The following is a 23,162-nucleotide window of genomic DNA, read 5'->3' as shown; positions in this document are numbered from 1 at the left end:
CCACAATTCGAAGGAGAAACCCCATGCCGTTCGCCAACTTCAAGGTCCCCGCCGGAACCCTCACCCCCGAACAGAAGGAACTCATCGTCCACCGCACCACCGCCCTCTACGCCGAGATCTACGGCGACCGAGCCCGCCCCAACACCATGGTCCTCGTCGAGGAGGTCGCCGACGGCGGCTGGGGCATCGGCGACATGGTCCTCACCAAAGCCATGCTGGAGGGCCACCAGTAACGGCGTACCGTCACCCCATGAGCATCTCCGAGCGGTTCCGCGAACTCCATCAGCCCGGCCGCCCCCTGATCCTCCCCAACGCCTGGGACTACTGCTCCGCCGCCGCCCTTGTCGCCGAAGGCTTCCCCGCCATCGGCACCACCAGCCTCGGCGTCTCGGCGGCGGCGGGAGTGCCCGACGCGGCCGGAGCCACCCGCGCGGAGACCATCGACCTGGCCCGCAAACTGGCCCGCCTCCCGGTCCCGATCACCGTCGACATCGAAGCGGGCTTCGGCGACGCCCCCGAGGTGGCCCACGAGCTGGCCGAGGCCGGTATCGCGGGCGTGAACGTCGAGGACGGCCGAGGATCGGAACTCGCCGATCCGAACACCCAGGCCGAACTCATCGCCGCGATCAAGTCACGCACCCCGCCCCTGTTCGTCAACGCCCGCGTCGACACCCACTGGCTCGGCCTCCACCACGATTCCACCATCGATCGAATGCGCCGCTACGAAAAGGCCGGAGCGGACGGCCTTTTCGTCCCCGGCGTCCGCGACCCCGCCGAGATCGCGCGCCTCGTGAAAACCACCGCCCTGCCCCTCAACGTCCTCTACCTCCCCGGCGGCCCCTCGGTCCGCGAACTGGCCGCGCAAGGCGTAGCCCGAATCAGCACCGGCGGCTTGCTGTTCCGCGCCGCCGTCGCCGCCACGGTCGACACGGCCCGAGCCATCCGCGACAACCTGCCCACCCCACCGAACATCCCCACCTACGCCCGCATCCAAAACCTCGTCAACTGACCACAGCGAACAACACCGCCGCCACCGCGAAACTCACCACCGACAGAATCGTCTCCAACACCGACCACGTCATCAACGTCTGCTTCACCGTCATATTGAAGAACTTCGAAATGATCCAGAACCCACCGTCATTGACGTGACTCAAAATGATCGACCCCGCCGCGATGGCCATGGCGATCAACGCCAGCGACACCTGCGAATAGTCGTGCCCCGGCAGCAGCGGCGCGACGATCCCACCCGTGGTGACGATCGCGACCGTCGCCGACCCCTGCGCGATCCGCAATCCGCAACTGATCAGATACGCCAGCACGATCACCGGCAGCCCGGCCTCGGACATGGTGTGCGCCAACGCGTCCCCGATCCCGGTCGCCGAGATCACCTTCCCGAAGAACGCCCCCGCCCCGACCACCAGCAACAACATCCCCACCGGCCGCAGCGAATCCGCGGTGAGCGCGTTCAACTCCGCCACCGACGACCCGCGCCGCACCCCGAGCACATAGAACGCCACCAGCACCGCGATCAGCAACGCCACCGCGGGCGTCCCCAGGAACGTCAGCACCTGCAACGGCCGAGATCCCTTGTGCAGCAACTGTGTTCCGAACGTCGCGCCGAGAATCAGCACCAGCGGGATCGCGATGATCACCCCGATCAACGCCGCCGACGGCGGTTTCCGCTCCGCCGCAACGTCTTCCACGGGTTCGGGCCGCACCAGGAACTCCTCCGGCACCTCCACCTGCACGCGCTTGCCGATGAACGACCCCCACACGATGCCCGCCGCCACGAACCCCGGCAGCCCGCACACCAACCCCATCAGGATCAGCCACCCCAGACTCACCCCGAGCAGCCCGCCCAACGCCACCGGCCCCGGATGCGGCGGCAGGAACGCGTGCGTCATGGACAACCCGGCCACCATCGGCAGGGCGTACAGCACCAGCGACCGTCCACCGCGCTTGGCCGCCACGTAGATCAGCGGCGCCAGCACGAAGATGCCGATATCGAAGAACACCGGGATACCGAAGATCAACCCGACCAGCCCCATGGCGACCGGAGCGCCCTTGGGCCCGAACAGCGTCAGCAGCCGTTCGGTGAGCACGTCCGCGCCGCCGGATCGTTCGAGGATCGCGCCGAGCACGGTCCCCAGTCCGATGATCACCGCGATATGCCCGAGGATCGACCCGAATCCCGTTTCCAGCAGGGAGTCACCGGATTTGAGCGCGGTGCCCACGATCTTCTCGACCGGCAGCCCGGCCGCCAGCGCCAGCGCGAGCCCGGTGAGCAGCAGCGCGATGAACGGTTCCAGCTTGACGCGGATGATGGCCACGAGCAGGACGGCGATGGCCAGGCCGCACAGCACCAGCAGTCCCGGTGTGGTGGTGCGCAGCCAGTCGACGGCGGACCCCATGATGTACCTCAATTCATGGATCGAACGAAAGACGCCGCGCGCGAGGCGATGACGGACCATCGGCCCGCGGCGACGTCATCGGGTGCCACGACATCGGTGCCCGCGGTGACCGCGGCCGCGCCGTGTGCGAGAAAGTCGGCGGCATTCCCGGCATTGACACCGCCGGAGGGAATGAACGCCGTATCGGGAAAGGGCCCGCGCAGATCCCTCAGGTATCCGGGCCCGAGCGCGCGAGCGGGAAAGATCTTCACCGCCGCCGCCCCGAGATCCAGTGCGGCCAGCACCTCACTGGGCGTGAAAGCCCCCATCACGACCGGTATTCCGTGCCGCGCGGCCACCCCCGCCACCTCGGCCCGAATCCCCGGCGTCACCAGGAACCGCGCCCCCGCGTCGATCGCGGCGGCCGCCTGGTCCCCGGTCAGCACCGTCCCCACCCCGCACACGGCCCGCTCCGACCCCGCCGCCGCCCGCACCGCCGCGAGCACGTCCGGCGTCGTGAAAGTCAGTTCGACACAACGGATTCCGGCACCGGCAAGCGCGTCGGCGAGCGCTCGGGGATCGGGAATCCGCGGCGCACGCACCACCGTCAGCACCCGATCGGCCAGCACGACGTCCAACGCCGAGGTCATCGCGTCTCCTTCCGCACCGAATCCATCCGCAACGCCCGCCCGGCCAACCGCCCCGTGGCCTTCCCGTCCTCGATCGCGAACTCCCCGTTCACCAACACCTGTTCGATCCCCCGCGCCTGCCGCTTCGGATCCTCGAAAGTCGCTGTGTCCCGGACGGTTTCGGGATCGAACACCACCAGATCCGCCGCGTACCCCACCCGCACCAACCCTCGTTCCCGCAGCCGCAGCCGCCGCGCGGGCCGCCCGGTGAGGTGATGCACACACTCCTCGAGCCCGAACACCCCGAGTTCGCGCGCGTAATACCCGAGGTAGCGCGGGAACGTCCCCCACGCCCGCGGATGCGGCCGCTCCCCCACCAGCAGCGCGTCACTGCCGCCCATGTGCCGGGCGTGCCGCATGATCGCGCGCACGTTCTCCTCGTGCCCGACGTGTTGCAGGATCGTCGTCGCCAGCTCGTCGCGCACGAGCAGATCGAAGAACACCGCCACCGGTTCACGTCCCTCGTCCGCCGCGATCTCGGCGACCGTCCGCCCCACGTACCCGCTCAATGCCGCGTCGCCGACCCCGCTGATCTGGATCGTCTCCCACGCCACGGTCACCCCGTGACACCCGTCGGAGCCAAGCACACTCACATCGAACGTGATCCGTTCCCGCGCAACGGGATCCGCGAGCCGCGCCAGCGCCGCGTCCGGCCCACCCGACATGGCCCAGCTCGGCAGCAGCGCCGACAAGGTCGTCGCGCCGGGCAGATACGGGTAGGTGTCGAGACTGATATCGCACCCCTCCGCCAGCGCCGCGTCCACCAGCGCGAGCAATTCCCCCGCCCGCCCGCGATTCTCGGCGAAGTTCATGGTGGCGTGCGTCAGATGCAGCGCGCACCCGGTCCGGCGCGCCAGCCCGATCATCTCCGCGTACGCGTCGAGCGCCCCGGCCCCGTAGGAGCGGGTGTGCGGCGCGTAGAACCCGCCCGCCTCCGCCACCACCGCGCACAGCGCCGCCAATTCCGCTGTGTCGGCGTACATTCCGGGAGGATAGGTCAACCCGCTCGACATCCCCACCGCGCCCTCCGCCAGCCCTTGGGCCAGCAGCGCGCACATCCGGTCGATCTCCGCGGTCGTGGCCGCGCGCCGCTCGGCGCCCACGACCAGCAACCGCAGCGTCCCCTGCGGCACCAGATACGCCGCATTGGGCGTAATCCCCCGATCCAGCCGCTCCAGATACTCCCCGACCGTCCGCCAGGAGAAGTCCAACCCGGCGGGATCACCGTTCCACCCGGCGATCTGCCGCCGCACCATCGCGAGGGTGACATCGTCGACCGGCGCGTACGACAGCCCGTCCTGCCCGATCACCTCGGTGGTGACGCCCTGGCTGATCTTCGCGAAATGCCCCGGCTCGGTCAGCAGATGCAGATCCGAATGCGCGTGCATATCGATGAAACCCGGTGTCAGCACGAGCTTCTCGCCGTCGATCACCCGCCCGGCGCCCTCGATCGCGCCCGGGGCCGCGATATCGGCGATCCGCCCGTCCTCCACCACGACATCCCCGCGATAGCGCGGATCACCGGTGCCGTCGACAACGGCGATATCCCGGAACAACAAGTAGCTCATACGTTCTCGCCGAATCAGAAGAAGGTGTGCACGAAATCGATCACGCGAGGTCGCTCGGCGTCGGCATCGTCGACGACCGGCACCAGCCGCCACTTGTCCATGGCCGTGCACGGATGCGACAACCCCAACCGCACTACCTCACCGACCGCGAGCTCCCCGCCCTCCGACAGCTCCAGAAACGTGTGCTGATCGGCCAACTTGGTGACCCGCGCCGACCCCGAAATCCGTTGCGGCACCGGCAATCCCTCATCGAACGGCTGATCGCGCTTCCCCGCGTCCAGCAACGCCAGCCCCGGCTCCGGCCGCGACAGCACCCGCGCCCACATGTGCATGGCCGACCGCAACCCGGAGATCGGTGTGATCCCCGCGTAGAACCCGTCGTCGTGGATCACATACGCCCCCGACCGCAGCAACACCGTGGTGTCGCCCCCGTCCGCGAGCGACGCCAGCCGCTCCACCACCAGATCGGGATACGCGCTGCCGCCCGCGGACACGATCGCGGGCCGCTCGTACGCACCGGCCAGCTCCCAATGCAGCCGCACGAAGGTATCCAGGTAATCCCGCAGCGCCGCAACCGATTCCGCCGCCCGGTCGTGCGCCAGCGCGCCCTCGTACCCGCCGATCCCGGCCAGCTCCAACCGCTCCGACGCCCGCACGGCCTCGGCCACCGTCCGCGCCGCGTCCAGTCCGCGCGCCCCCGTCCGCCCGTGCGGCCCACCGAGTTCCACCAGCACCGGCAGCCGCACCCGCGCGCCCGCCTCGGTGAGCACCCGATCCATCGCCGCCACGGTCTCGACGCTGTCGGCCCAGCTGACCAGCTCGAACGGCGGTTCCAGCGCGGATTCCGCCGCCGCCCACCGCAATCCGACCGGATCGAGCAACGGGTTGGCCAGCAGCACCCGATCCACCCCGAACGCCCGCGCCACCTGCGCCTGCCACGGGGTGGCCACCGTGATCCCCCACGCGCCCGCGGCCAGCTGCTCGGCCCACAGCCGCGGGGCCATGGTGGTCTTGCCGTGCGGGGCCAGCCGCACCCCGGCCGCGGCGGCCCACTCGGCCATGACGGCGATATTGCCGTCGAGCGCGCCCCGGTCCAGGGTGAGCACCGGCGTCTGGAGATCGTCCAGACGCGGTGCGGTGTCGAGGAATTCGCGCACCGTCGTCCCCCAGGCGCGCGGCGGCAGCGCCTTGTGCTCCGGGCCGATCACCAGATCGGCGAGCGTCGCGACCGCGGCGGTATCGATGCGACCCGACCGTTCCACGCTTCTCCCGCTCTCGATGGACACGGCGCTCCTTCCGATCGGGCCAAAATACTTTCTCGCTATTGCATATTTTGCAACTCGCATTGCGTATCTTGTTTTCCGTGGTTATTCTGCACAGCGACATCGCGACCCGCAAGCGTTCCGAGGAGTTTCCGTGACCCGCCCCACGCCGACCCCGCCGCGCGCCGTCACCGTGGGCGAGGGATTGGCCGTGCTGGTCGCCCGCCCGGGGCCGTTGGAGGATTCCCCCGTCTTCGACCGCACCGCGGGCGGGGCGGAGGTGAATGTCGCGACCGTGCTCGCCCAGCTCGGCGTGCCGACCGCGTGGATATCCCGGGTCGGCGACGACGGTTTCGGCCGCTACCTGATGCGGCATCTGGCCTCCCGGGGCGTGGACACCAGCGCGGTCCACGTGGACCCGGCCCGCCCGACCGGCGTGTACGTCAAGGAGCGCGGCGGCGGCTCGGACCGGCCCACCGATCTCGCGGCGGGCGCCAGCCGGATGCTGTACTACCGCACCGGGTCGGCGGCCAGCGCGCTGTCCCCCGCCGACCTCACCGCCGCCGCACCCCTGCTCGACCGCGCCGCGCTCGTCCACTTCACCGGCGTCACCACCGCGCTCTCCCCGTCGGCCACCGCGCTCACCGAGGCGCTGCTGGACCGCCAGCGTGGCGATCGCCTGATCGGCTTCGACGTGAATTACCGTCCCGCCCTGTGGATTCGGCGTCCGGAGTCGGCGGCCGACGTGCTGGCCGCGCACGTCCGCCGCGCCGACGTGGTGTTCGTGGGCGCGGACGAGGCCGAGGAGGTCTTCGGCACCGGCGATCCGGCGCGGCTGCGCGAGATGTTCCCGCGCCCACGGCATCTGGTGGTCAAGAACAGCGGGCACTCGGTCACCGGTTTCCTCGGCGAACGCTGGATCGAGGTCCCGGCCCTGCGGCTGGAGGTGACCGAGGCGATCGGCGCGGGCGACGCCTTCGCGGGCGGCTATCTGGCGGCCCTGCTGCACGGCCGCCCGCACGAACAGCTGCTGCGCTTCGGTCACCTGTGCGCGGCGGCGGCGCTCACCGGGACCGGCGACGTGGCCGAACTGCCGCCCCGGCAGCGACTCGAAAGGCACGCCGCCGCACCGTGTTCGGAGTGGGCGCGGATACGGGTGGAGGGAACGTCGTGAGCCAGAGCCTGCGCCGAGCGCTGACGATCCTCACCGAACTCGGCGAGGACGCCCGCAGCCTGGACCAGCTGGCCGCCGCGCTGGGCGTGCACAAGTCGACGGTGCTGCGCCTGTTGCAGACCATGGAGGCGCAGCGGTTCGTCACCCACGGCAGCGATCATCGATACACGTTGGGGGCGCGGCTGTTCGAGCTGGCCAACCGCTCGCTGGAGCGCCGCGACGTGCGCACGGTGGCCCGCCCGCATCTGGAGGCGCTCAACGCCGCCACCGGTCAGACCGTGCATCTGGCCACCTACGAATCCGGCGAGGCCGTCTACATCGACAAACTCGACGCCACCCAGAGCGTGCGCATGTACTCGCGGGTGGGCCGCCCCGCGCCGCTGCACTGCACGGCCGTGGGCAAGGTGCTGGTGGCGGGGCAACCGCGGGCGCGGTGGCGCGAGATCGCGGAGCGGATCGACTACCGCCGCTTCACCGAACACACCCTCGGCGACCCGGACAGCTACCTCGCGGAGCTGGAAACCGTTGCCGCGCAAGGCTTCGCCGAGGACCGCGAGGAGCACGAGAGCTTCGTCAACTGCGTGGCGGTCCCGATCCGCGACGGCACGGGCGCGGTGACCGCCGCGCTGTCGGTGTCGGTGCCGGATCTGCTCCTCGATCACGACCAGGTGCTGGGCCTGCTGCCCCGCCTGCGCGCCACCGCCGACAGTGTGTCCGCCGGGCTCGGCTGGAGCCCCGAACCCCGAAAGGCCGTCCATGACCGATAAACTCGCCGTCCGCACCGCCGCCGCGCCCGCCCCGGCGCACACCTTCTCGCAGGGCGTGCGCAAGGGCCCGTTCGTCCAGGTGTCCGGGCAGGGCCCGGTCGACCCGGCCACCGGCGACTACGTCCATCCCGGCGACGTGGCCGCCCAGACCGTCCGGACCCTGGAGAACGTGCGGGCGATCGTCGAGGCGGCGGGCGCGCGCTTCGACGACGTGGTGATGTTGCGGGTGTACCTCACCCGCCGCGAGGATTTCCCGCTCATGAACGACGCCTACGGCGCGTTCGTCGGGAACCACACGACGGGTGACGTACTCCCGTGCCGCACAACGGTCTTCACCGGCCTGCCCCGCCCGGAGATGCTGGTGGAGATCGACGCGCTGGCGATCGTGGACTGACCGGACTCAGCCGGGCAGGTCGTTCACCGCGGCGGACTCGTTGCGCGACAGCGTGATTCCGAGATTGGCCGCGGTCCGGTCGATGTCGTCGTCGCCGGTGTTCAGCTCGACGGCCGAACCCGCCGACAGCACCTCGACATTGAGGCACAGCGACTGGAGCTCCTTGAGCAGCACCTTGAACGATTCGGGCACCCCGGCCTCGGGCACGTTGTCGCCCTTGACGATCGCCTCGTACACCTTCACGCGACCGACCACGTCGTCGGACTTGATGGTGAGCAGTTCCTGGAGCGTGTAGGCGGCGCCGTAGGCCTGCATGGCCCAGCACTCCATCTCGCCGAAGCGCTGACCACCGAACTGCGCCTTACCACCGAGGGGCTGCTGGGTGATCATCGAGTACGGACCGGTCGAACGCGCGTGGATCTTGTCGTCGACCAGGTGGTGCAGCTTCAGGATGTACATGTAGCCCACGGCGATCGGGTACGGGAACGGCTCGCCCGTGCGGCCGTCGAACAGCGTCGCCTTGCCGTCCTCACCGACCATGACCTCCCCGTCGCGATTGGGCAGGGTGGACGACAGCAGCCCGGTGAGTTCGTCCTCGCGCACCCCGTCGAACACCGGTGTCGCCACCTTGGTGTCGGGGTCGGCCGCCAGCAGATCCTCCGACAGCCGCCGCGCCCAATCCGGTCGCGCCCCGTCGGCGAGCCGAACATCCCAGCCCGCCTTGCCGATCCAGCCCAGATGGGTCTCCAGGATCTGGCCGATGTTCATACGACGCGGCACACCATGGGTGTTCAAGATGATGTCCACCGGGGTCCCGTCGGGCAGGAACGGCATATCCTCCTTCGCGAGGATCTTGCCGATCACACCCTTGTTGCCGTGCCGACCCGCGAGCTTGTCGCCGTCCTGGATCTTGCGCTTCTGCGCCACATACACCCGCACCAGCTCGTTCACACCCGGAGGCAGATCGTCGTCGTCCTCGCGGGAGAACACGCGGATACCGATCACCTTGCCGGACTCACCGTGCGGCACCTTCAGCGAGGTGTCGCGGACCTCGCGGGCCTTCTCACCGAAGATCGCGCGCAGCAGCCGCTCCTCCGGAGTCAGCTCGGTCTCACCCTTCGGGGTCACCTTGCCCACCAGGATGTCACCGTCACGAACCTCCGCGCCGATGCGCACGATGCCGCGCTCGTCCAGATCGGCGAGCACCTCATCGGACACATTCGGGATATCGCGAGTGATCTCCTCGGCACCCAACTTCGTGTCGCGGGCGTCGATCTCGTGCTCCTCGATGTGGATCGAGGTGAGCACGTCTTCCTCCACGAGACGCTGCGACAGGATGATCGCGTCCTCGTAGTTGTGACCCTCCCACGGCATGACCGCGACGAGCAGGTTCTTGCCCAGCGCCATCTCACCGTTCTCGGTGCACGGCCCGTCGGCGAGAACCTGGCCCTTCTCCACCCGCTGACCCTCGTCCACGATCGGACGCTGATTCGCGCAGGTGCCCTGGTTCGACCGCGCGAACTTCCGCAACCGGTAGCTGCGCCGCGTGCCGTCGTCGTGCATGACGGTGATGTAATCGGCCGAAACCTCCTCCACCACACCGTCTTTCTCGTTCACCACGACCTCACCGGAATCGATCGCGGCGCGCACCTCCATCCCGGTGCCGACGATCGGGGCCTCCGAGCGGATCAGCGGGACGGCCTGCTTCTGCATATTGGCGCCCATGAGCGCGCGGTTGGCGTCGTCGTGCTCGAGGAACGGGATCATCGCCGTGGCGACCGAAACCATCTGCCGCGGCGACACATCCATGTAGTCGATCGCGGCGGCGGGCACCAGCTCGACCTCGGAGTTCTTGCGCCGCACCGCGATTCGGTCGGCGACGAAACGGCCGTCGGCGTCGAGCGGCTCGTTCGCCTGCGCGACCACGTGCAGGTCCTCCTGATCGGCGGACAGATAGTCCACCTCGTCGGTGACCCGGCCGTCGACGACCTTGCGGTACGGGGTCTCGATGAACCCGAACGGATTGACCCGCGCGTACACCGACAGATACCCCATCAACCCGATGTTCGGGCCCTCCGGCGTCTCGATCGGGCACATCCGGCCGTAGTGGCTGTAGTGCACGTCGCGGACCTCGAGGCTGGCCCGCTCCCGATTCAGGCCGCCCGGACCCAGCGCCGACAGGCGACGCTTGTGGGTCAGGCTCGCCAGCGGATTGCGCTGCTCCATGAACTGCGACTGCTGCGAGGTGCCGAAGAACTCCCGCAGCCCCGCGACCACGGGCCGGATATTGATCAGCGTCTGCGGGGTGATCGCCTCCACGTCCTGGGTCGTCATACGTTCGCGCACAACGCGTTCCATGCGCGACAGGCCGACCCGGAACTGGTTCTGGATCAGCTCGCCGACCGTGCGTAGTCGGCGGTTGCCGAAGTGGTCGATATCGTCCACGTCCACGGGCACCTCGATGCCCCCGGGCGCGGTCATCGTCGTCTCCCCGGCGTGCAGCCGCAGCAGGTACTCGATGATCGCGACGAGATCCTCCTCGGTGAGCACCGGCGCGCCGACCGCCTCGCCGGTGTGGATCCCGAGCTTCTTGTTCATCTTGTAGCGGCCCACCCGCGCGAGGTCGTAGCGCTTCTCGCTGAAGAACAGGTTCTCCAGCAGCGTCTGCGCGGACTCCTTGGTCGGCGGCTCGCCCGGCCGCAGCTTGCGGTAGATGTCGAGCAGCGCCTCGTCCTGGCCCGGGGTGTTGTCCTTCTCCAGCGACGACAGCAGGATGCCGGAGAACCCGAACCGTTCGGTGATCCGCTCGGTGGTCCAGCCGAGCGCCTTGAGCAGCACGGTCACCGGCTGGCGACGCTTGCGGTCGATGCGCACGCCGACGGTGTCGCGCTTGTCGATGTCGAATTCGAGCCAGGCGCCGCGCGAGGGGATGATCCGCGCGCTGTGCAGCGTCTTCTCGGTGGACTTGTCGATGGTCCGGTCGAAGTAGACGCCCGGGGAGCGGACCAGCTGGGAGATGATGACCCGCTCGGTGCCGTTCACCACGAAGGTGCCGGTATCGGTCATCATCGGGAAATCGCCCATGAAGACCGTCTGCGACTTGATCTCGCCGGTGTTGTTGTTGATGAACTCCGCGGTGACGAACAACGGCGCCGCGTAGGTCATGTCCTTGTCCTTGCACTCGTCGACCGAGGCCTTGACCTCCTCGAAACGAGGCTGCGACAGCGTCAGCGACATCGTCTCGCCGAAGTCCTCGATGGGGCTGATCTCGTCGAGAACCTCGGCCAGACCCTCTTCGACCAGCCATCGGAACGAATCGGTCTGAACCGACAGCAACTGCGGAACCGCCAGTGGCTCACGGATTTTCGCGAACGAGACCCGCCCGGTATGACTCGAGACTGCCAAGATGCGTCCTTCCCCACGGTATGCGTTTGGGTGCGGTGAATTGATTGCGCACCGTGCCGGACGCCACCCGAACATGCCTCGACAACGACGGGTAGAGATGTTTCATTCTGGCGAGAGTTGGACAGCACGCGCCCCGGCGCGAGGTCTCAAACTACACGGAAAGAAGAGATATGTCGAGAGCACGACGAAAGAGACACTTGAATGCTTCTGTGTCTTCCCATTTTTAGAATGGCACGGGATCAGGGATTAGTCAAATCGAGAATGCCCAGCACCTGGTCGGAGGTGTAGAAGGGTTCGAGCCGTTCGCGAATCCGGGCCGCCAGCACGCCGTCCCGCTTGGCGGCCTCGATCACCGCGGGGCCGTAGCGCAGGATCTCCTCGCTGATGTCGTCGGGGGTGAGGCCGAGTTCGGGCAGCAGCCCGGCGAGGGTGTGGTCCCCGTACCGGGCGAAGAAGACCTCCACCGACTCGTCGAGCAGCAGGCCGACGTATTCCTTGTTGCGGCTGGTCTTCACGATCTCGTGCACGAGCAGCACCAGCTCGCGCAGATCGGCCTGGCTCAGGTAGTCGCGCAGGCCGCTGACCGGTTCGCCCGCGTGCAGATCCCAGAACTCCATGGCCGCGCCGTGCACGGGCGCCTCGCGCAGGGTCTCGCGGATGGCGTTGGTGACCCGCTTGAGCGCGTAGAGGGTGCCGCGGGCGGCGAGGTCGCCGACGCGGCTGTTCTCCACGGCCTTGCGCGCGGACTTCACCGCGGACTGGCCCAGCGACATCAGCGAACCCGCGCCCGGCACGCGGCCCGCGATCTTCTTGTTCGCCTCGAGGATGTCGTCGATGAGCATGTCGGAGAACTTCGCGGCGACCGGTCCGGCGGTCGGGGCCTCGCTGAGGCGGTCGAGCAGGCGTTCCTGGGTGCCGTACATGCCGAGGATCTTCTCGAGCAGGGCCTCGACCGGTTCGCGCTCGACGACGTCGCCGAGGGTGTAGTCGTCGTTGCCCGCGATGTGGTCGTACAGCGAATTCGCCAGCACGCCGAGCAGTTCGCGCAGCAGCGGGCTGTCGCCGCCGTGGTCGACGACCTTGCGCACGGTCAGCTTGGCCTGGTCGACGGCGACGACGTCGCGGAAGACGATGGTGTCGGCCACCTCGAGCACGGTGGCCACGTCGCGGGCGACGACCTCGGCGAATCGGTCGCCGGACACCTCCGAGAGGATGAAGTCCACCTGGGCGTCGAGCAGTCGTTCGGCGATCTCCCGCGGTTCGGTCATCGGTACCCTCGATTCGTCCGGACCGCCGGACTAGCCGGAGTCGTTGCGGCGCATCGAGTTCCGAATCTCGTCCAAACGGTCGCGCGCGGCCTTCTCCCGCGCTTGCCACTGTTCGTCGGCACTGCGGCCCGCCGGTGTCTGCCGATCGAGTTCGCCCATCCCCTGTGCGGTACCGAAGCGCTGCTCGACCTTATCGCGAACTGACTCGAAAGTAGGTACGCCCCCGGGAGAATAACCCCCGACTTCCCCGATCCCACCGGGCGACATCCCGGTTCCACTCACAGGCGCGACCTGCCCGTATGTCGCAGGCGTGGCATCCGCCACCCCCGGCCCCGGGTCGCCCGTGGTCGAAGTCACATCCCCCCGCACCTCGATATGACCGGTGTGCCCGGCCAATTCGACCGCCACCAGATGCAGCCGATCCAACGCGGGCCGACCGGTGGTCGCGGTAGCGACAACGGCCAGCAGATCCTCATCCTTCAGAGCCGCCAACAGCGCCGCGAAATCCCCGATCTCAGACATACTTCCAGGCTACGCACTCCGCGCACCCCACAGCCCGGGCGCGCACCTATGGCCCAGCCGTGCACGTCACCGCCCTCAAGCGGCCTGTGGCGCGGGCCCGCCGCGCAGGTCCTCGTGGGCCGTGCGGTGCGGGACGCAGCGGTGGACGGGGCCGGGGGTGACGAAGGCCGGATCGAGTCGTTGTACGAAGGTGAGGTTGTCGCGGCGCCAGCAATCGATGCAAACCGGCTCGTTCATGGCGTTCTCCTCGGTCCCTAGCGCTCGAACACGCTGTGCCAGTGGGATTCTCGAACTAGTACCCCACCGGACCCCCGAGATCACCTCCCCGGCGAACCCGCCGCCGAATCGTTATGAACCTCGCCGCCCCGCGAGCCTCCTCGATGGCCCCGGGAAAGTCCCCGCTGCTCAACCACCCTCTCGGGCGGCACCGAATCGCGGTGCCGCCCAGCCTCGCCCGCGAGTCAGCGCAGCGCGGCCCCCACGGCATCGGCGGCCGCGGCCACGGCGGCATCGCGGGCCGCGCTGGCCTCGTCCTCGGTGAGGGTGCGGTCGGGGGCGCGGAAGCGCAGGGCGTAGGTGAGGGAGCGGCGGCCTTCTCCGGCCTGCGCGCCCTCGTAGACGTCGAACAGGGCGATGTCCTCGAGCAGTTCCCCGGCCCCGGACCGCAACGCGGATTCGACCGAGGCGGCGGGCACCGCCCGGTCCACGCTCACCGAGACGTCCTGCAACACCGCCGGGAACGGCGACACCGCGGGCGCCGGGCGAATCTCGCGCAGCGGCAACGCGTCCAGATCCAGTTCGAGGGCGCAGGTGCGCGGCGGCAGACCCGCCCGCTCGAGCACCGCCGGATGCAACTCCCCGGCGTGGCCGACCACCCGGCCCTCGACGACCAGCTCCGCGCACCGGCCCGGATGCCACGGCAGATACGCCGCCGCCCGCCGCTCGATCCGCACCCCGGCCGCATCGCCGATGGCGTCCACGAGCGCGAACGCGTCGGCGGCCTCGGCGGCCCGCCCCGGCCCCCACGGACCGCGCGGTTCGCGCCGCCCGGCCAGCACGGCCGCGACGTGCACCGGCTGTTCGGGCAGCGAATTCAACAGCGCCGCAATCTGTTCGTCGGTCGGCCGCCGGTCCACCGGCAGGGGCTCCACCGGACCCGTGTGCGGCGTCGGCAGCACCACCTGCGCGATCCCGTAGACGGCCAGATCCCGCTCGCCGCGAGAGATGTTGCGCGCGGCCACTTCCAGCAGTCCGGGCAGCAGCGTCGTCGCCAGCTCCGCCCGCTCCACGTCGAGCGGATTGAGCACCCGCAGGGCGTTGCGCCGCGGATCGTCGGCGTCGAGCCCCCACGTGTCGAACGCGGCGCCCGGCATGAACAGCGACACCGGCACCTCCACGGTCCCCGCGAACGCCAGCGCCCGGCTGACCGCTCGCCGCCGCCGCTGCGTCGCGGTGAGTCCCCGTCCGGCGGGCGCGCTCGGCAACACCGACGGAATCTTGTCCAGCCCCTCGAGCCGCAGCACCTCCTCGACCAGGTCGGCGGGCTGGCTCAGATCCGGCCGCCAGCTCGGCGGGGTGACCACCAGCTGCCCGTGCCCGGACTCGCTGACCCCGACCTCGACCGCGCACCCGATCTGCGCGAGCCGCCGCGCCGAACTCCCGGTCGGATACGCCACGCCCGCGGTCCGATCGGCGAGATCGATATCGATGCGGATCGGCCGCGGTCCCGGCGTCGGCACCCGCACATCGGTGAGCGCGGATTCGACCGTGCCCCCGGCGATCTCGGCCAGCAGCGTCGCGGCGCGATCCAGCGCGGCCACATTGATCTCCGGATCGACCACGCGCTCATAGCGTTTCGCGGCCTCGGAGGGCAGCTTGTGCCGCCGCACGGTCCGCGCGATCGCCACGGGATTCCAGGTCGCGGCCTCGAGCAGGATGTCGGTGGAATCGTCGGCCACCTCGGTGGCCGCGCCGCCCATCACCCCCGCCAGCGACTGCACCCCGGACTCGTCGGCGATCACCACGTCCTCGGCGTCGAGCGTGCGCTCCACGTCGTCGAGCGTGCGCAGCGTCTCACCCTTGTGCGCGCGCCGAACCACCAAGCCGCCGTTGAGTTTCCCGGCGTCGAACGCGTGCAGCGGCTGCCCGAGCTCGAGCATCACGTAGTTGGTGACGTCCACGGCCGGCGAGATCGGCCGCACCCCCGACAGCAACAGCCGCCGCTGCAACCACCACGGGCTCACGGCCTTCGGATCGATGCCGCTCACCCGCCGCGCCGCGAACCGCGTGCACAGGGATTCGGGCTCCAGCGTGACCGACCACGCGGGCCCCTCTTCCAGGGCCCCGGCATGCCCTTCGCCGGGGCCGGGCAGCGTGCGCACCGCCGGATCGGCGTACTCGAGATCGAAGCCGCACGCCAGCTCCCGCGCCAACCCGCGCACCGAGAACGCGTACCCCCGATCCGGCGTGATCGCCAGCTCCACCACGGTGTCCCCGAGCCCGAGCAGTTCGTTGGCGTCCGCCCCCGGCTCGGCGGTCCCCGGCTCCAGCACCAGGATCCCCGAATGATCCTTGCCGATGCCCAATTCGGCCACCGAGCAGATCATCCCGTGCGAGGTGTGCCCGTAGGTCTTGCGCGACGAGATGGCGAACCCGCCCGGCAGCACACCGCCCGGCAACACCACCACGACCAGATCACCGACCGCGAAATTCGTTGCGCCGCAGATGATCTCCTGGAGATCAGGCTTGCCGATGTCGACCTTGCAGAACCGGATCGGCTTCTTGAACTCGGTCAACTCGGTGATCTCGGCGACCCGCCCGACCACCAGCGGCCGCTCGAGGTCACCGGTGACCGGCGCGAGGGTCTCGATCTCCTCGACCTCGAGGCCGACCCGGGTGAACCCGGCGTCGAGCTCCTCCGGCGTCACCGACCACCCGGGCGTGGTGCGCTGCAGGACTTCGGCCAGCCAGGACTGTGCTACTCGCACTTGACGTTTCGCTTTCTCGTGGGAAGACGGTCAGGACTGGACACCGAACGGCAGCGTGAAACGCACGTCGCCTTCGACCATGTCGCGCATATCGGGAATCCCGTTGCGGAACTGGAGCGTGCGCTCGAGGCCCATGCCGAACGCGAAGCCGCTGTAGACCTCCGGGTCGATGCCGCTGGCGATGAGCACCCGCGGATTGACCATCCCGCAGCCGCCCCACTCGACCCAGCCCGCGCCGCCCTTCTTGTCCGGGAACCACACGTCCACCTCCGCCGACGGCTCGGTGAACGGGAAGTAGCTGGGGCGCATCCGGGTTCGCGTGTCGGGCCCGAACAGCGCCCGCGCGAACGCGTCCAGGGTGCCGCGCAGATGCGCCATGGTCAGGCCCTTGTCCACCGCCAGCCCCTCGACCTGCGAGAACACCGGGGTGTGGGTGGCGTCGAGCTCGTCGGTGCGGAATGTGCGACCCGGGCACACCACATAGATCGGCAGCTCCCGCTCGAGCAGCGAGCGGACCTGGACCGGGGAGGTGTGCGTGCGCAGCACCTGCCGCGACCCCTCGGGCGCGACGTGGAAGGTGTCCTGCATGGTCCGCGCCGGGTGGTCGGGCAGGAAGTTCAGCGCGTCGAAGTTGAAGTGCTCGGTCTCGACCTCGGGCCCCTCGGCGACCTCCCAGCCCATGGCCACGAACACGTCGGCGACCCGCTCGGACAGCGTGGTGATCGGATGCCGCGCGCCCACGGGCTGCCGTCGCGCGGGCAGGGTGACGTCGATGGCCTCGGCGACCAGCACCGCCTCGTCGCGCTCGGCCTGCAACTGCGCGTGGCGCGCCTGATAGGACTCGCTGACCCGGGCGCGCGCGACGTTCACCCGCTTACCCGCGTCGGCCTTCTGCTCCTTGGGCAACGAGCCGAGCGAGCGCTGCGCCAACGAGATCGGCGACTTGCCGCCCATGTACTCGGTCTTGGCGGCGGCGAGCTCGTCGAGGGTGGTGGCAGCGGCGAACGCCTTTTCCGCCGCGTCGGCCGCGGCGGAGAGCGACTCCTCGCTCAGTGCCTCGTTCTGCTCGGCTGCGTTGTCGTCGGCCACGATGGTTCGTCTCTCCCCTGCTGCTCCGGGTGCTGCGGGCGCTCTGCCCCACGGACATTGTTGCTGGTCGAATCGTAGGCGATGCAGGCAGGCCGCCTCATCCGGTTATCGACTGGTCTGACCACTTGACCTCTTACCAATCTCGGGGCTAGCGTGGGCGAATGGCATTGCAGCGCATCGACCGTCGCACCGTGCCCGACACGGTCTTCGAACAGCTGGTGGACGAGGTGCTCGACGGCGAACTGCCCCCCGGCGCGGCCCTGCCCGCCGAGCGGCAACTGGCCGAGACGCTGGGCGTGTCGCGGCCGACGGTGCGGGAGGCGTTGCAGCGGCTGGCCCATACCGGCCTGGTCGAGGTGCGTCAGGGCGGGGCGACGACCGTGCGCGATTTCCGGCGGCACGCCGGGGTGGACATGCTGCCGCGGCTGCTCGTGCGCAAGGGGCGGCTGGACACCGCGGTCGTCCGCAGCATCCTCGAGACGCGCTCGGCGATGGGCCGCGAGGTCGCCGCGCTCGCGGCCGAACGGGCCGACGCCACCCGCGCCGACGCCCTCGACGACGCGGTGGATTCCCTTGCGCGCCAGGGGGATCCGGTGGAGCAGCAGTGGGCGGCGCTGCGGTTCTGGGAGGTGCTGGTGGACGCCGCCGATTCCGTCGTGTTCCGGCTGCTGTTCAACAACCTGCGGGTGGTCTACGAGCCGACCATGGCCGCCCTGGCGCAGGTCATGGTCGCCGAGGTGAGCCGGATCGAGCGGTATCGCGCGGTGGCCGGGGCCGTGCGCGCCGGAGACGCGGCAGCGGCCCGGCGGGCGGCGGGGGAACTGTTGTCGGCCGCGGCGGCGGAATTCGAGCCGGTGCTGCGCGGCCTGGACGAGTCAGGAGTGAACGGATGACGACAAGGACCGATCGCGGGCGGTTCACGCTCGGCGCGGCGTTCGCGGTGTTCGTGCGGCGACCCTCGCCGTGGATCATCGCCGCCATGCTCGCCGGGGCGCTCGTCGCGCGGCTGATCGTGGGCGGCTGGGGCCTCGGCGACGCGGTGGTTCCGCTGGTGATGCTGGCGGTGTTCCCGTTCGCGGAGTGGGTGATCCACGTATGCGTATTGCATTGGCGCCCAAGGCGTCTCGGCCCCCTCACCATCGATTCCCTGCTGGCCCGCAAACACCGTGAGCACCACGCCGATCCCCGCGACGTCCCGTTGGTCTTCATCCCGTGGCAGACGTTCCTGTGGCTGCTCCCCGCCCTGATCGCGATCGCCCTGCTGGCCTTCCCACACCCCGGCCTCGGCCTGACCTTCCTGGTGGTCCTCGGCGTCCTGGGCCTCAACTACGAGTGGACCCACTACCTCATCCACACCGACTACCAGCCCCGCACCCGCCTGTTCCAGGCCGTCCGCCGCAACCACCGCCTACACCACTTCAAGAACGAACACTACTGGTTCACCGTCACCACCTCCGGCACCGCCGACCGCCTCCTCCACACCCACCCCGACCCCACCACCACCCCCGCCTCCCCCACCACCAAATCCCTCCACCCCTGACCTTGTTTCAGCCACCCCCCACCCGGCAACCCCGCCCCCGTGACGAAACCCAACCAAGGCGACGAATACAGCGACGAGGTCCCCATCAAACCCGACCGCGACAAAACCCCACCCACCCCCGACGACAAAACCCCCGCCCAAACCCCCACCCCCGAACCCGCCACAGACACCACCGAGGGCTCAGGCGAACCCCCGGACTGACAACCGTCACGTCCCCACTGAACCCACCCCGCGTGATACGAATCGTCCGTGATTCCGGGGTGGGTTCAGTGCCTGATCGGGCGAGGGGGACCGTCCTCGGTGCGCGTGCGGCGCAGGCGTTTTAGAGTGCCTCCGTGCCGCGATCACCTCGCTTTCCGGATCTGTTGGATGATGCCGCGCTGTTGTCGTTCGAGCATCGGGTGTACCTGGGTGAGGTGTTGGGGGAGCATTCCTGGCGGGTGGATATGCGGGCGGGGGTGTTCGCGTTCGACACCGAGCGGGGGGCGATCGAGTGCCCGCGGTTCCATTTCCTCGGGTCCGCGGCGGTGGGGGCCGGGACGTGGATGTGGGCGTGGGCGAACCCGTCGGGGTTCCCGCCCGCGGTGTCCAAGCTGTCGGAGACGGTGCGGGACTTCGGGATCGCGCACCGGATCGCCGAATTGGCCACGGCGGAACTGCCGTTCGACGCGTTCCCCGGCCCCCGCCCCCTCCAGGTCGCGACCGCCCAGACCGAGGCGGCCAAGGCCGTGACGGGCCGGTGGACCAGCTACCTGGGTGCGGGCGCGGACGGCACCACCGTCGCCTTCCTCGTCGAACACCCGGCCTTCCGCCTCCCCGCCCCCGACCCGACCCGCGTCGTGCGCACCCTCACCGAGGGCCTCACCACCCTCTCCCTGCGCGACCACCGCCGCGCGATCACCCGCTATCTGGTGCTGCGCGGCATGAACTGGACCTTCACCCCGGACTACACCCTGCTGACCGTCGACTCCCCCACCCTCACCGGCACGATCACCTTCGACGCCCGCGGCCGCGCCGAAGCCCTCGACCTGAGCGTCCCCGCCCGAACCTGAACGCCCACAACCGATTTCCGAGGCCCGGGATACAAACGCCGACCGTGAGACCGTGGCTCGATCAGCCCGCCGCCCCGAACCACCGCGTCACCTGCGCGACCAACCCGTCCTGATCCTCCCCGACCCACGCCACATGCCCATCGGGCCGCAACAACACCGCCGGAACATCGAGTGCCGCATCGACATCCACCAGGTGATCCACCCGTTCGGCCCACCCGTCGACCGACAGCTTCCCGGTCCGATCCAGCAGCAGCCCTCGCCCGCCCCGCATCGACTCGTACAGCCGCCCGCCCGTCAACGGCACGTCGCGCAACCGCCGCCCGAGCAGTTCATGTCCCGTACCGAAGTCGTAGCGCACCCCGATCGCGGTCACCTTCTCGATCAGATACCGGTTCACCTCGTCGAAATCCATCAACTCCGCCAACAGCTTTCGCACCGCCTGCGGCCCCGGCTCGGTGGCCAGCAACTCCATCTGCGCGCGCGTGTTGTTCAACACGTCCGCGGCCACCGGATGCCGTTCGGTGTGATAGCTGTCCAGCAGTCCCGCCGGGGCCCACCCCGCGACCTCCGCTGCCAGTTTCCAGCCGAGGTTGAACGCGTCCTGCACCCCGAGATTGAGCCCCTGCCCGCCGGTGGGCGGATGCACGTGCGCCGCGTCCCCCGCCAGCAGCACCCGCCCGACCCGATACCGCTCGGCCAGCCGCGTCGCGTCGCCGAACCGGGACAGCCACCGCGGCGAATGCACCCCGAAATCGGTCCCCGCGGTCGCCCGCAACTGCCGCTTGAAATCGTCGAGAGTCGGTGGCTCCGAAGGGTTTTCACTCACCCCGTCGGCGGGCACGACGACGCGGTACCGCCCCTCCCCCACCGGCCCGAGCCCGAACCGCTTCTGCACCTCCCGCACCCGGATCACCACCTCGGTGACCGTCTCCGGCGAGACGCCCACCTCCATCTCCCCCAGCAGTGTCTCGACCCGCGTCGGCTCCCCCGGAAACCCGACCCCGAGCAGTTTGCGCACCGTACTGCGCCCGCCGTCGCAACCCACCAGATAGCGCGAGCGCACCTCGGTCCCGTCCGCCAGCCGGACGGTCACGCCCTGCTCGTCCTGGGTCAGCCCGACGAGCTCCGCGCCCCGCCGGATCTCCGCCCCGACCTCCGCCGCGTGCTCGAGCAGCAACCGGTCGGTGACCGTCTGGGGTATGCCGAGGGTGTAGGCGTGCGCGGTGTCGAGCCCCTCGGGCGCGGGCTTGGTGAGCGCGGCGAAGAACCCGCCGACCGGAAAGCGGCGGCCGTGTTCGAGAAACCGCTCGAGCAGACCACGCTGATCCATCACCTCGATGCTGCGCACATGCAGGCCGAGCGCCCGCACGAACGCGGGCGGCTCGGCGTCCCGCTCCACCACGAGCACATCGACCCCGTGCAACCGCAGCTCCGCGGCGAGCATCGCGCCCGTCGGTCCGGCCCCGGCAATGATGACGTCGAACATGAACCGCCTATCCGTCGATTTCGGCTGAGGCGGGTTATTCTGCGGCACCCCCGGGGCCTTGCCGCAAGGCCCCCTGTCGGCTATATGTTGAAAGTGGAGGGGAGTTCAGCGATTCATCGCGCCCGCCGCCCGCCGACTCCGGCGTACCCGCCGCGGCGACCAGATGATCGAAAGTGCCTGTGAGACCGAGCATTCGGTCCAGCACCGGCGGCCGGTTGTCCAGATACAGCTCGATACCCGCCGCCTCGGTGAGCCGGCGGATCAACAGCAGCGCGGACAGCCCGGTCGAGTCGCAGAACGTCAACTCGGTGCAATCCAGATGCAATCGCGTGGTCTCCGGCCGCTCCGCGAGCAACCGCTCCACCTCCGCCACGAACGCGTCGGCGTTCTCGTAGTCGAGATTCCCGGCCACCGGCACCGTGCGCCTCATGCGGGCGTCCCCAGTCCGGCGCCCGGCAGCGCGTCGCTGTCGAGCGCGGCGCGCGCGGCCGCGAGCAGGGCCAGCGCGCGCGGGAACTCCGTCAGCTGCCCCGCCAGCACCTCCAGCGCCGGGGGCAGCGCGCCCGGCGGCACCCCGCGCGCACCGAGAATGCCCGCGGTCCAGGTGATGAACCCGGTGAACAACTCCTCGTCATCGATGTAGAGCGCGGTCGTCAGGAACTCGACGATGTGCGCGACGTCCTCCGCGGTGTGCTGCGTCTGCCGGGCCGTATAGGCCCGCAGCGCCGGGAACCGTTCCGCCAGACCGGCCATGGTCGCCCGCACCAACTGCCCCGAGATCCGGCTGACCAGCGTGTACTCCTGATCGGCCAGATGCGGCAGCTCATCGATGGGTTGCAGGGTCGGCGAGCTGTGCACCCGCGAAAACCCTTGCGCCAGACGGTCGGCCGCCGCGCGGGCGTCCCCCGCCCACCCGTCGGCGCCCAGCTTCCGCGCGTACCGCCCGTCCGGCCCGAAGGCCGCCCCACCCACCAGCACCGGCACCCCCGCCGCCTGGCACGCGGTGATCGCCGCGTGCGCGGTCGGCAGCCGCGTCGCGATCGACGACGACAACGCCACCGCCTCCGACCCGTGCTGATGCAGATGCGCGATCAGATGCGGCGTAGGCACATGCGCCCCGAGAAAATCCACCTCCCACCCCCGCAACCGCAACACCTCCGCCAAAATCCGCGCCGGCAACGCATGCCACTCCCCATCCACACACGCCACCGTCACCCGCCCCCGCCGCCCCACCGAATCCCGTTGCGGCGCAACGCTGTCAGCGCTCCGATGCGCCAACGCCGCGATCACCCGATCATTGATCGCCGTCGCCGCGTGCTCCTGCGCGACCGTCAACCGATCGGCCGCCCACTCCGTCCCGACCCGATGCTGTACGGGCGCGATCACCTCGAGCAACACCTCCTCCGCCGACATCCCCGCGTCCAACGCCGCGAAAACCGCCGCGACCGCCGCGTATTCGTCCCGGGCGACCACGGCCTCCCACAGCCGTTCCGTACTCATCCCGCACACCTTTCCGAGCCCCCACTCCGACAACACACCGCACGCCGGGTCCCACCGCGACCCGCCGCC

The 23,162-nt window shown here is 69.7% G+C and carries 22 protein-coding genes; 9 read left to right on the top strand and 13 right to left on the bottom strand.

Annotated features, from left to right (window positions below; genetic code table 11):
• Positions 1-23: 23 nt before the first annotated feature.
• Together ACFYTQ_RS18500 and ACFYTQ_RS18495 are read left to right on the top strand one after the other, a co-directional pair.
• Complete coding sequence (locus tag ACFYTQ_RS18500; RefSeq protein ID WP_387362171.1) at positions 24-233, top strand: 4-oxalocrotonate tautomerase family protein; 210 nt, start codon at positions 24-26, stop codon at positions 231-233.
• A 17-nt stretch (positions 234-250) separates the two neighbouring features.
• Positions 251-1,009 carry an isocitrate lyase/phosphoenolpyruvate mutase family protein gene (locus tag ACFYTQ_RS18495; RefSeq protein ID WP_387362169.1) on the top strand — a complete coding sequence of 253 codons (759 nt, stop codon included), beginning with the start codon at positions 251-253 and terminating at the stop codon, positions 1,007-1,009.
• Here ACFYTQ_RS18495 and ACFYTQ_RS18490 read toward each other — a convergent pair.
• Genes ACFYTQ_RS18490 through ACFYTQ_RS18475 form a run of 4 tightly spaced genes read right to left on the bottom strand, consistent with a single transcriptional unit; the run spans position 1,002 to position 5,933 of the window.
• Complete coding sequence (locus ACFYTQ_RS18490) at positions 1,002-2,411, bottom strand: GntP family permease (protein WP_387362167.1); 1,410 nt, start codon at positions 2,409-2,411, stop codon at positions 1,002-1,004. The two genes, ACFYTQ_RS18495 and ACFYTQ_RS18490, sit on opposite strands and share 8 nt — an antisense overlap.
• Positions 2,412-2,419: 8 nt before the next feature.
• Complete coding sequence (locus ACFYTQ_RS18485; protein ID WP_387362165.1) at positions 2,420-3,040, bottom strand: bifunctional 4-hydroxy-2-oxoglutarate aldolase/2-dehydro-3-deoxy-phosphogluconate aldolase; 621 nt, start codon at positions 3,038-3,040, stop codon at positions 2,420-2,422.
• Positions 3,037-4,647, bottom strand: coding sequence for an amidohydrolase family protein (locus ACFYTQ_RS18480; RefSeq protein ID WP_387362163.1), 1,611 nt, complete (start codon positions 4,645-4,647; stop codon positions 3,037-3,039). The genes ACFYTQ_RS18485 and ACFYTQ_RS18480 overlap by 4 nt, the downstream gene beginning before the upstream one ends.
• Positions 4,648-4,661: 14 nt before the next feature.
• Positions 4,662-5,933, bottom strand: coding sequence for an amino acid deaminase (locus ACFYTQ_RS18475; RefSeq protein WP_387362161.1), 1,272 nt, complete (start codon positions 5,931-5,933; stop codon positions 4,662-4,664).
• Positions 5,934-6,063: 130 nt separating this feature from the next.
• On the opposite strand from ACFYTQ_RS18475, the gene ACFYTQ_RS18470 reads away from it, so the two are divergent.
• Genes ACFYTQ_RS18470 through ACFYTQ_RS18460 form a run of 3 tightly spaced genes read left to right on the top strand, consistent with a single transcriptional unit; the run spans position 6,064 to position 8,244 of the window.
• Positions 6,064-7,083 (top strand): sugar kinase, encoded by a 1,020-nt coding sequence (locus ACFYTQ_RS18470; protein WP_387362159.1) that lies wholly within the window; start codon positions 6,064-6,066, stop codon positions 7,081-7,083.
• Complete coding sequence (locus ACFYTQ_RS18465; RefSeq protein ID WP_387362157.1) at positions 7,080-7,850, top strand: IclR family transcriptional regulator; 771 nt, start codon at positions 7,080-7,082, stop codon at positions 7,848-7,850. Before ACFYTQ_RS18470 ends, ACFYTQ_RS18465 begins: the two co-directional genes overlap by 4 nt.
• Positions 7,840-8,244 (top strand): RidA family protein, encoded by a 405-nt coding sequence (locus ACFYTQ_RS18460; RefSeq protein ID WP_387362155.1) that lies wholly within the window; start codon positions 7,840-7,842, stop codon positions 8,242-8,244. Before ACFYTQ_RS18465 ends, ACFYTQ_RS18460 begins: the two co-directional genes overlap by 11 nt.
• Positions 8,245-8,250: 6 nt before the next feature.
• On the opposite strand, the gene ACFYTQ_RS18455 is transcribed toward ACFYTQ_RS18460, so the two are convergent.
• The 6 genes from ACFYTQ_RS18455 to pheS all read right to left on the bottom strand — a co-directional run bounded on the left by ACFYTQ_RS18455 (position 8,251) and on the right by pheS (position 17,515).
• Positions 8,251-11,649 carry a DNA-directed RNA polymerase subunit beta gene (locus ACFYTQ_RS18455; protein WP_387362153.1) on the bottom strand — a complete coding sequence of 1,133 codons (3,399 nt, stop codon included), beginning with the start codon at positions 11,647-11,649 and terminating at the stop codon, positions 8,251-8,253.
• Positions 11,650-11,888: 239 nt separating this feature from the next.
• A complete protein-coding gene (locus ACFYTQ_RS18450) occupies positions 11,889-12,917 on the bottom strand; it encodes a hypothetical protein (protein WP_387362151.1) in 1,029 nt (342 codons plus the stop codon).
• Positions 12,918-12,947: 30 nt separating this feature from the next.
• A complete protein-coding gene (locus ACFYTQ_RS18445) occupies positions 12,948-13,439 on the bottom strand; it encodes a hypothetical protein (protein ID WP_387362149.1) in 492 nt (163 codons plus the stop codon).
• 75 nt (positions 13,440-13,514) lie between these two features.
• The gene (locus ACFYTQ_RS18440) at positions 13,515-13,676 is read right to left on the bottom strand and encodes a hypothetical protein (RefSeq protein ID WP_387362147.1); all 162 of its coding nucleotides are present in this window, start codon (positions 13,674-13,676) and stop codon (positions 13,515-13,517) included.
• Positions 13,677-13,900: 224 nt separating this feature from the next.
• Positions 13,901-16,426 (bottom strand): phenylalanine--tRNA ligase subunit beta, encoded by a 2,526-nt coding sequence (gene pheT, locus ACFYTQ_RS18435; protein ID WP_387362145.1) that lies wholly within the window; start codon positions 16,424-16,426, stop codon positions 13,901-13,903.
• Positions 16,427-16,456: 30 nt separating this feature from the next.
• The gene (gene pheS, locus ACFYTQ_RS18430) at positions 16,457-17,515 is read right to left on the bottom strand and encodes a phenylalanine--tRNA ligase subunit alpha (protein ID WP_387362143.1); all 1,059 of its coding nucleotides are present in this window, start codon (positions 17,513-17,515) and stop codon (positions 16,457-16,459) included.
• Positions 17,516-17,676: 161 nt separating this feature from the next.
• Here pheS and ACFYTQ_RS18425 point away from each other — a divergent pair, with 161 nt between their 5' ends.
• The 4 genes from ACFYTQ_RS18425 (at position 17,677) to ACFYTQ_RS18410 (ending at position 20,107) form a co-directional block, all read left to right on the top strand.
• On the top strand, positions 17,677-18,408 hold the full coding sequence (locus ACFYTQ_RS18425; protein ID WP_387362141.1) for a FadR/GntR family transcriptional regulator: 732 nt from the start codon (positions 17,677-17,679) through the stop codon (positions 18,406-18,408).
• The gene (locus ACFYTQ_RS18420; RefSeq protein WP_387362139.1) at positions 18,405-19,055 is read left to right on the top strand and encodes a sterol desaturase family protein; all 651 of its coding nucleotides are present in this window, start codon (positions 18,405-18,407) and stop codon (positions 19,053-19,055) included. Before ACFYTQ_RS18425 ends, ACFYTQ_RS18420 begins: the two co-directional genes overlap by 4 nt.
• Positions 19,056-19,094: 39 nt before the next feature.
• A complete protein-coding gene (locus ACFYTQ_RS18415) occupies positions 19,095-19,256 on the top strand; it encodes a hypothetical protein (RefSeq protein ID WP_387362137.1) in 162 nt (53 codons plus the stop codon).
• 134 nt (positions 19,257-19,390) lie between these two features.
• Entirely contained in the window at positions 19,391-20,107 is a 717-nt protein-coding gene (locus tag ACFYTQ_RS18410) for a DUF6882 domain-containing protein (RefSeq protein WP_387362135.1), read from the top strand.
• 61 nt (positions 20,108-20,168) lie between these two features.
• Here the strand turns inward: ACFYTQ_RS18410 and rox are convergent, their stop codons facing one another.
• From rox to ACFYTQ_RS18395, 3 genes are read right to left on the bottom strand one after another with little or no spacing between them, the layout of a single operon-like run.
• Entirely contained in the window at positions 20,169-21,593 is a 1,425-nt protein-coding gene (rox, locus tag ACFYTQ_RS18405; protein WP_387362133.1) for a rifampin monooxygenase, read from the bottom strand.
• 34 nt (positions 21,594-21,627) lie between these two features.
• Positions 21,628-22,023 carry an STAS domain-containing protein gene (locus ACFYTQ_RS18400; protein WP_387362131.1) on the bottom strand — a complete coding sequence of 132 codons (396 nt, stop codon included), beginning with the start codon at positions 22,021-22,023 and terminating at the stop codon, positions 21,628-21,630.
• A complete protein-coding gene (locus ACFYTQ_RS18395; RefSeq protein ID WP_387362129.1) occupies positions 22,020-23,093 on the bottom strand; it encodes a B12-binding domain-containing protein in 1,074 nt (357 codons plus the stop codon). Before ACFYTQ_RS18395 ends, ACFYTQ_RS18400 begins: the two co-directional genes overlap by 4 nt.
• Between the last annotated feature and the right edge of the window lie 69 nt (positions 23,094-23,162).

The organism is Nocardia sp. NPDC004068 (genome assembly GCF_042874315.1).
Lineage (GTDB): Bacteria > Actinomycetota > Actinomycetes > Mycobacteriales > Mycobacteriaceae > Nocardia.
The sequence above is the reverse complement of the archived record's forward strand: the minus strand, read 5'-3'. Positions and strand labels throughout refer to the sequence as shown.

Bases quoted from the DNA above. Each gene is read 5' to 3' on its own strand.
- ACFYTQ_RS18500 (WP_387362171.1), top strand. From the start codon at position 24: ATGCCGTTCGCCAACTTCAAGGTCCCCGCCGGAACCCTCACCCCCGAA.
- ACFYTQ_RS18495 (WP_387362169.1), top strand. From the start codon at position 251: ATGAGCATCTCCGAGCGGTTCCGCGAACTCCATCAGCCCGGCCGCCCC.
- ACFYTQ_RS18490 (WP_387362167.1), bottom strand. From the start codon at position 2,411: ATGGGGTCCGCCGTCGACTGGCTGCGCACCACCACACCGGGACTGCTG.
- ACFYTQ_RS18485 (WP_387362165.1), bottom strand. From the start codon at position 3,040: ATGACCTCGGCGTTGGACGTCGTGCTGGCCGATCGGGTGCTGACGGTG.
- ACFYTQ_RS18480 (WP_387362163.1), bottom strand. From the start codon at position 4,647: ATGAGCTACTTGTTGTTCCGGGATATCGCCGTTGTCGACGGCACCGGT.
- ACFYTQ_RS18460 (WP_387362155.1), top strand. From the start codon at position 7,840: ATGACCGATAAACTCGCCGTCCGCACCGCCGCCGCGCCCGCCCCGGCG.
- ACFYTQ_RS18450 (WP_387362151.1), bottom strand. From the start codon at position 12,917: ATGACCGAACCGCGGGAGATCGCCGAACGACTGCTCGACGCCCAGGTG.
- ACFYTQ_RS18445 (WP_387362149.1), bottom strand. From the start codon at position 13,439: ATGTCTGAGATCGGGGATTTCGCGGCGCTGTTGGCGGCTCTGAAGGAT.
- ACFYTQ_RS18440 (WP_387362147.1), bottom strand. From the start codon at position 13,676: ATGAACGAGCCGGTTTGCATCGATTGCTGGCGCCGCGACAACCTCACC.
- ACFYTQ_RS18425 (WP_387362141.1), top strand. From the start codon at position 17,677: ATGGCATTGCAGCGCATCGACCGTCGCACCGTGCCCGACACGGTCTTC.
- ACFYTQ_RS18420 (WP_387362139.1), top strand. From the start codon at position 18,405: ATGACGACAAGGACCGATCGCGGGCGGTTCACGCTCGGCGCGGCGTTC.
- rox (WP_387362133.1), bottom strand. From the start codon at position 21,593: ATGTTCGACGTCATCATTGCCGGGGCCGGACCGACGGGCGCGATGCTC.
- ACFYTQ_RS18400 (WP_387362131.1), bottom strand. From the start codon at position 22,023: ATGAGGCGCACGGTGCCGGTGGCCGGGAATCTCGACTACGAGAACGCC.
- ACFYTQ_RS18395 (WP_387362129.1), bottom strand. From the start codon at position 23,093: ATGAGTACGGAACGGCTGTGGGAGGCCGTGGTCGCCCGGGACGAATAC.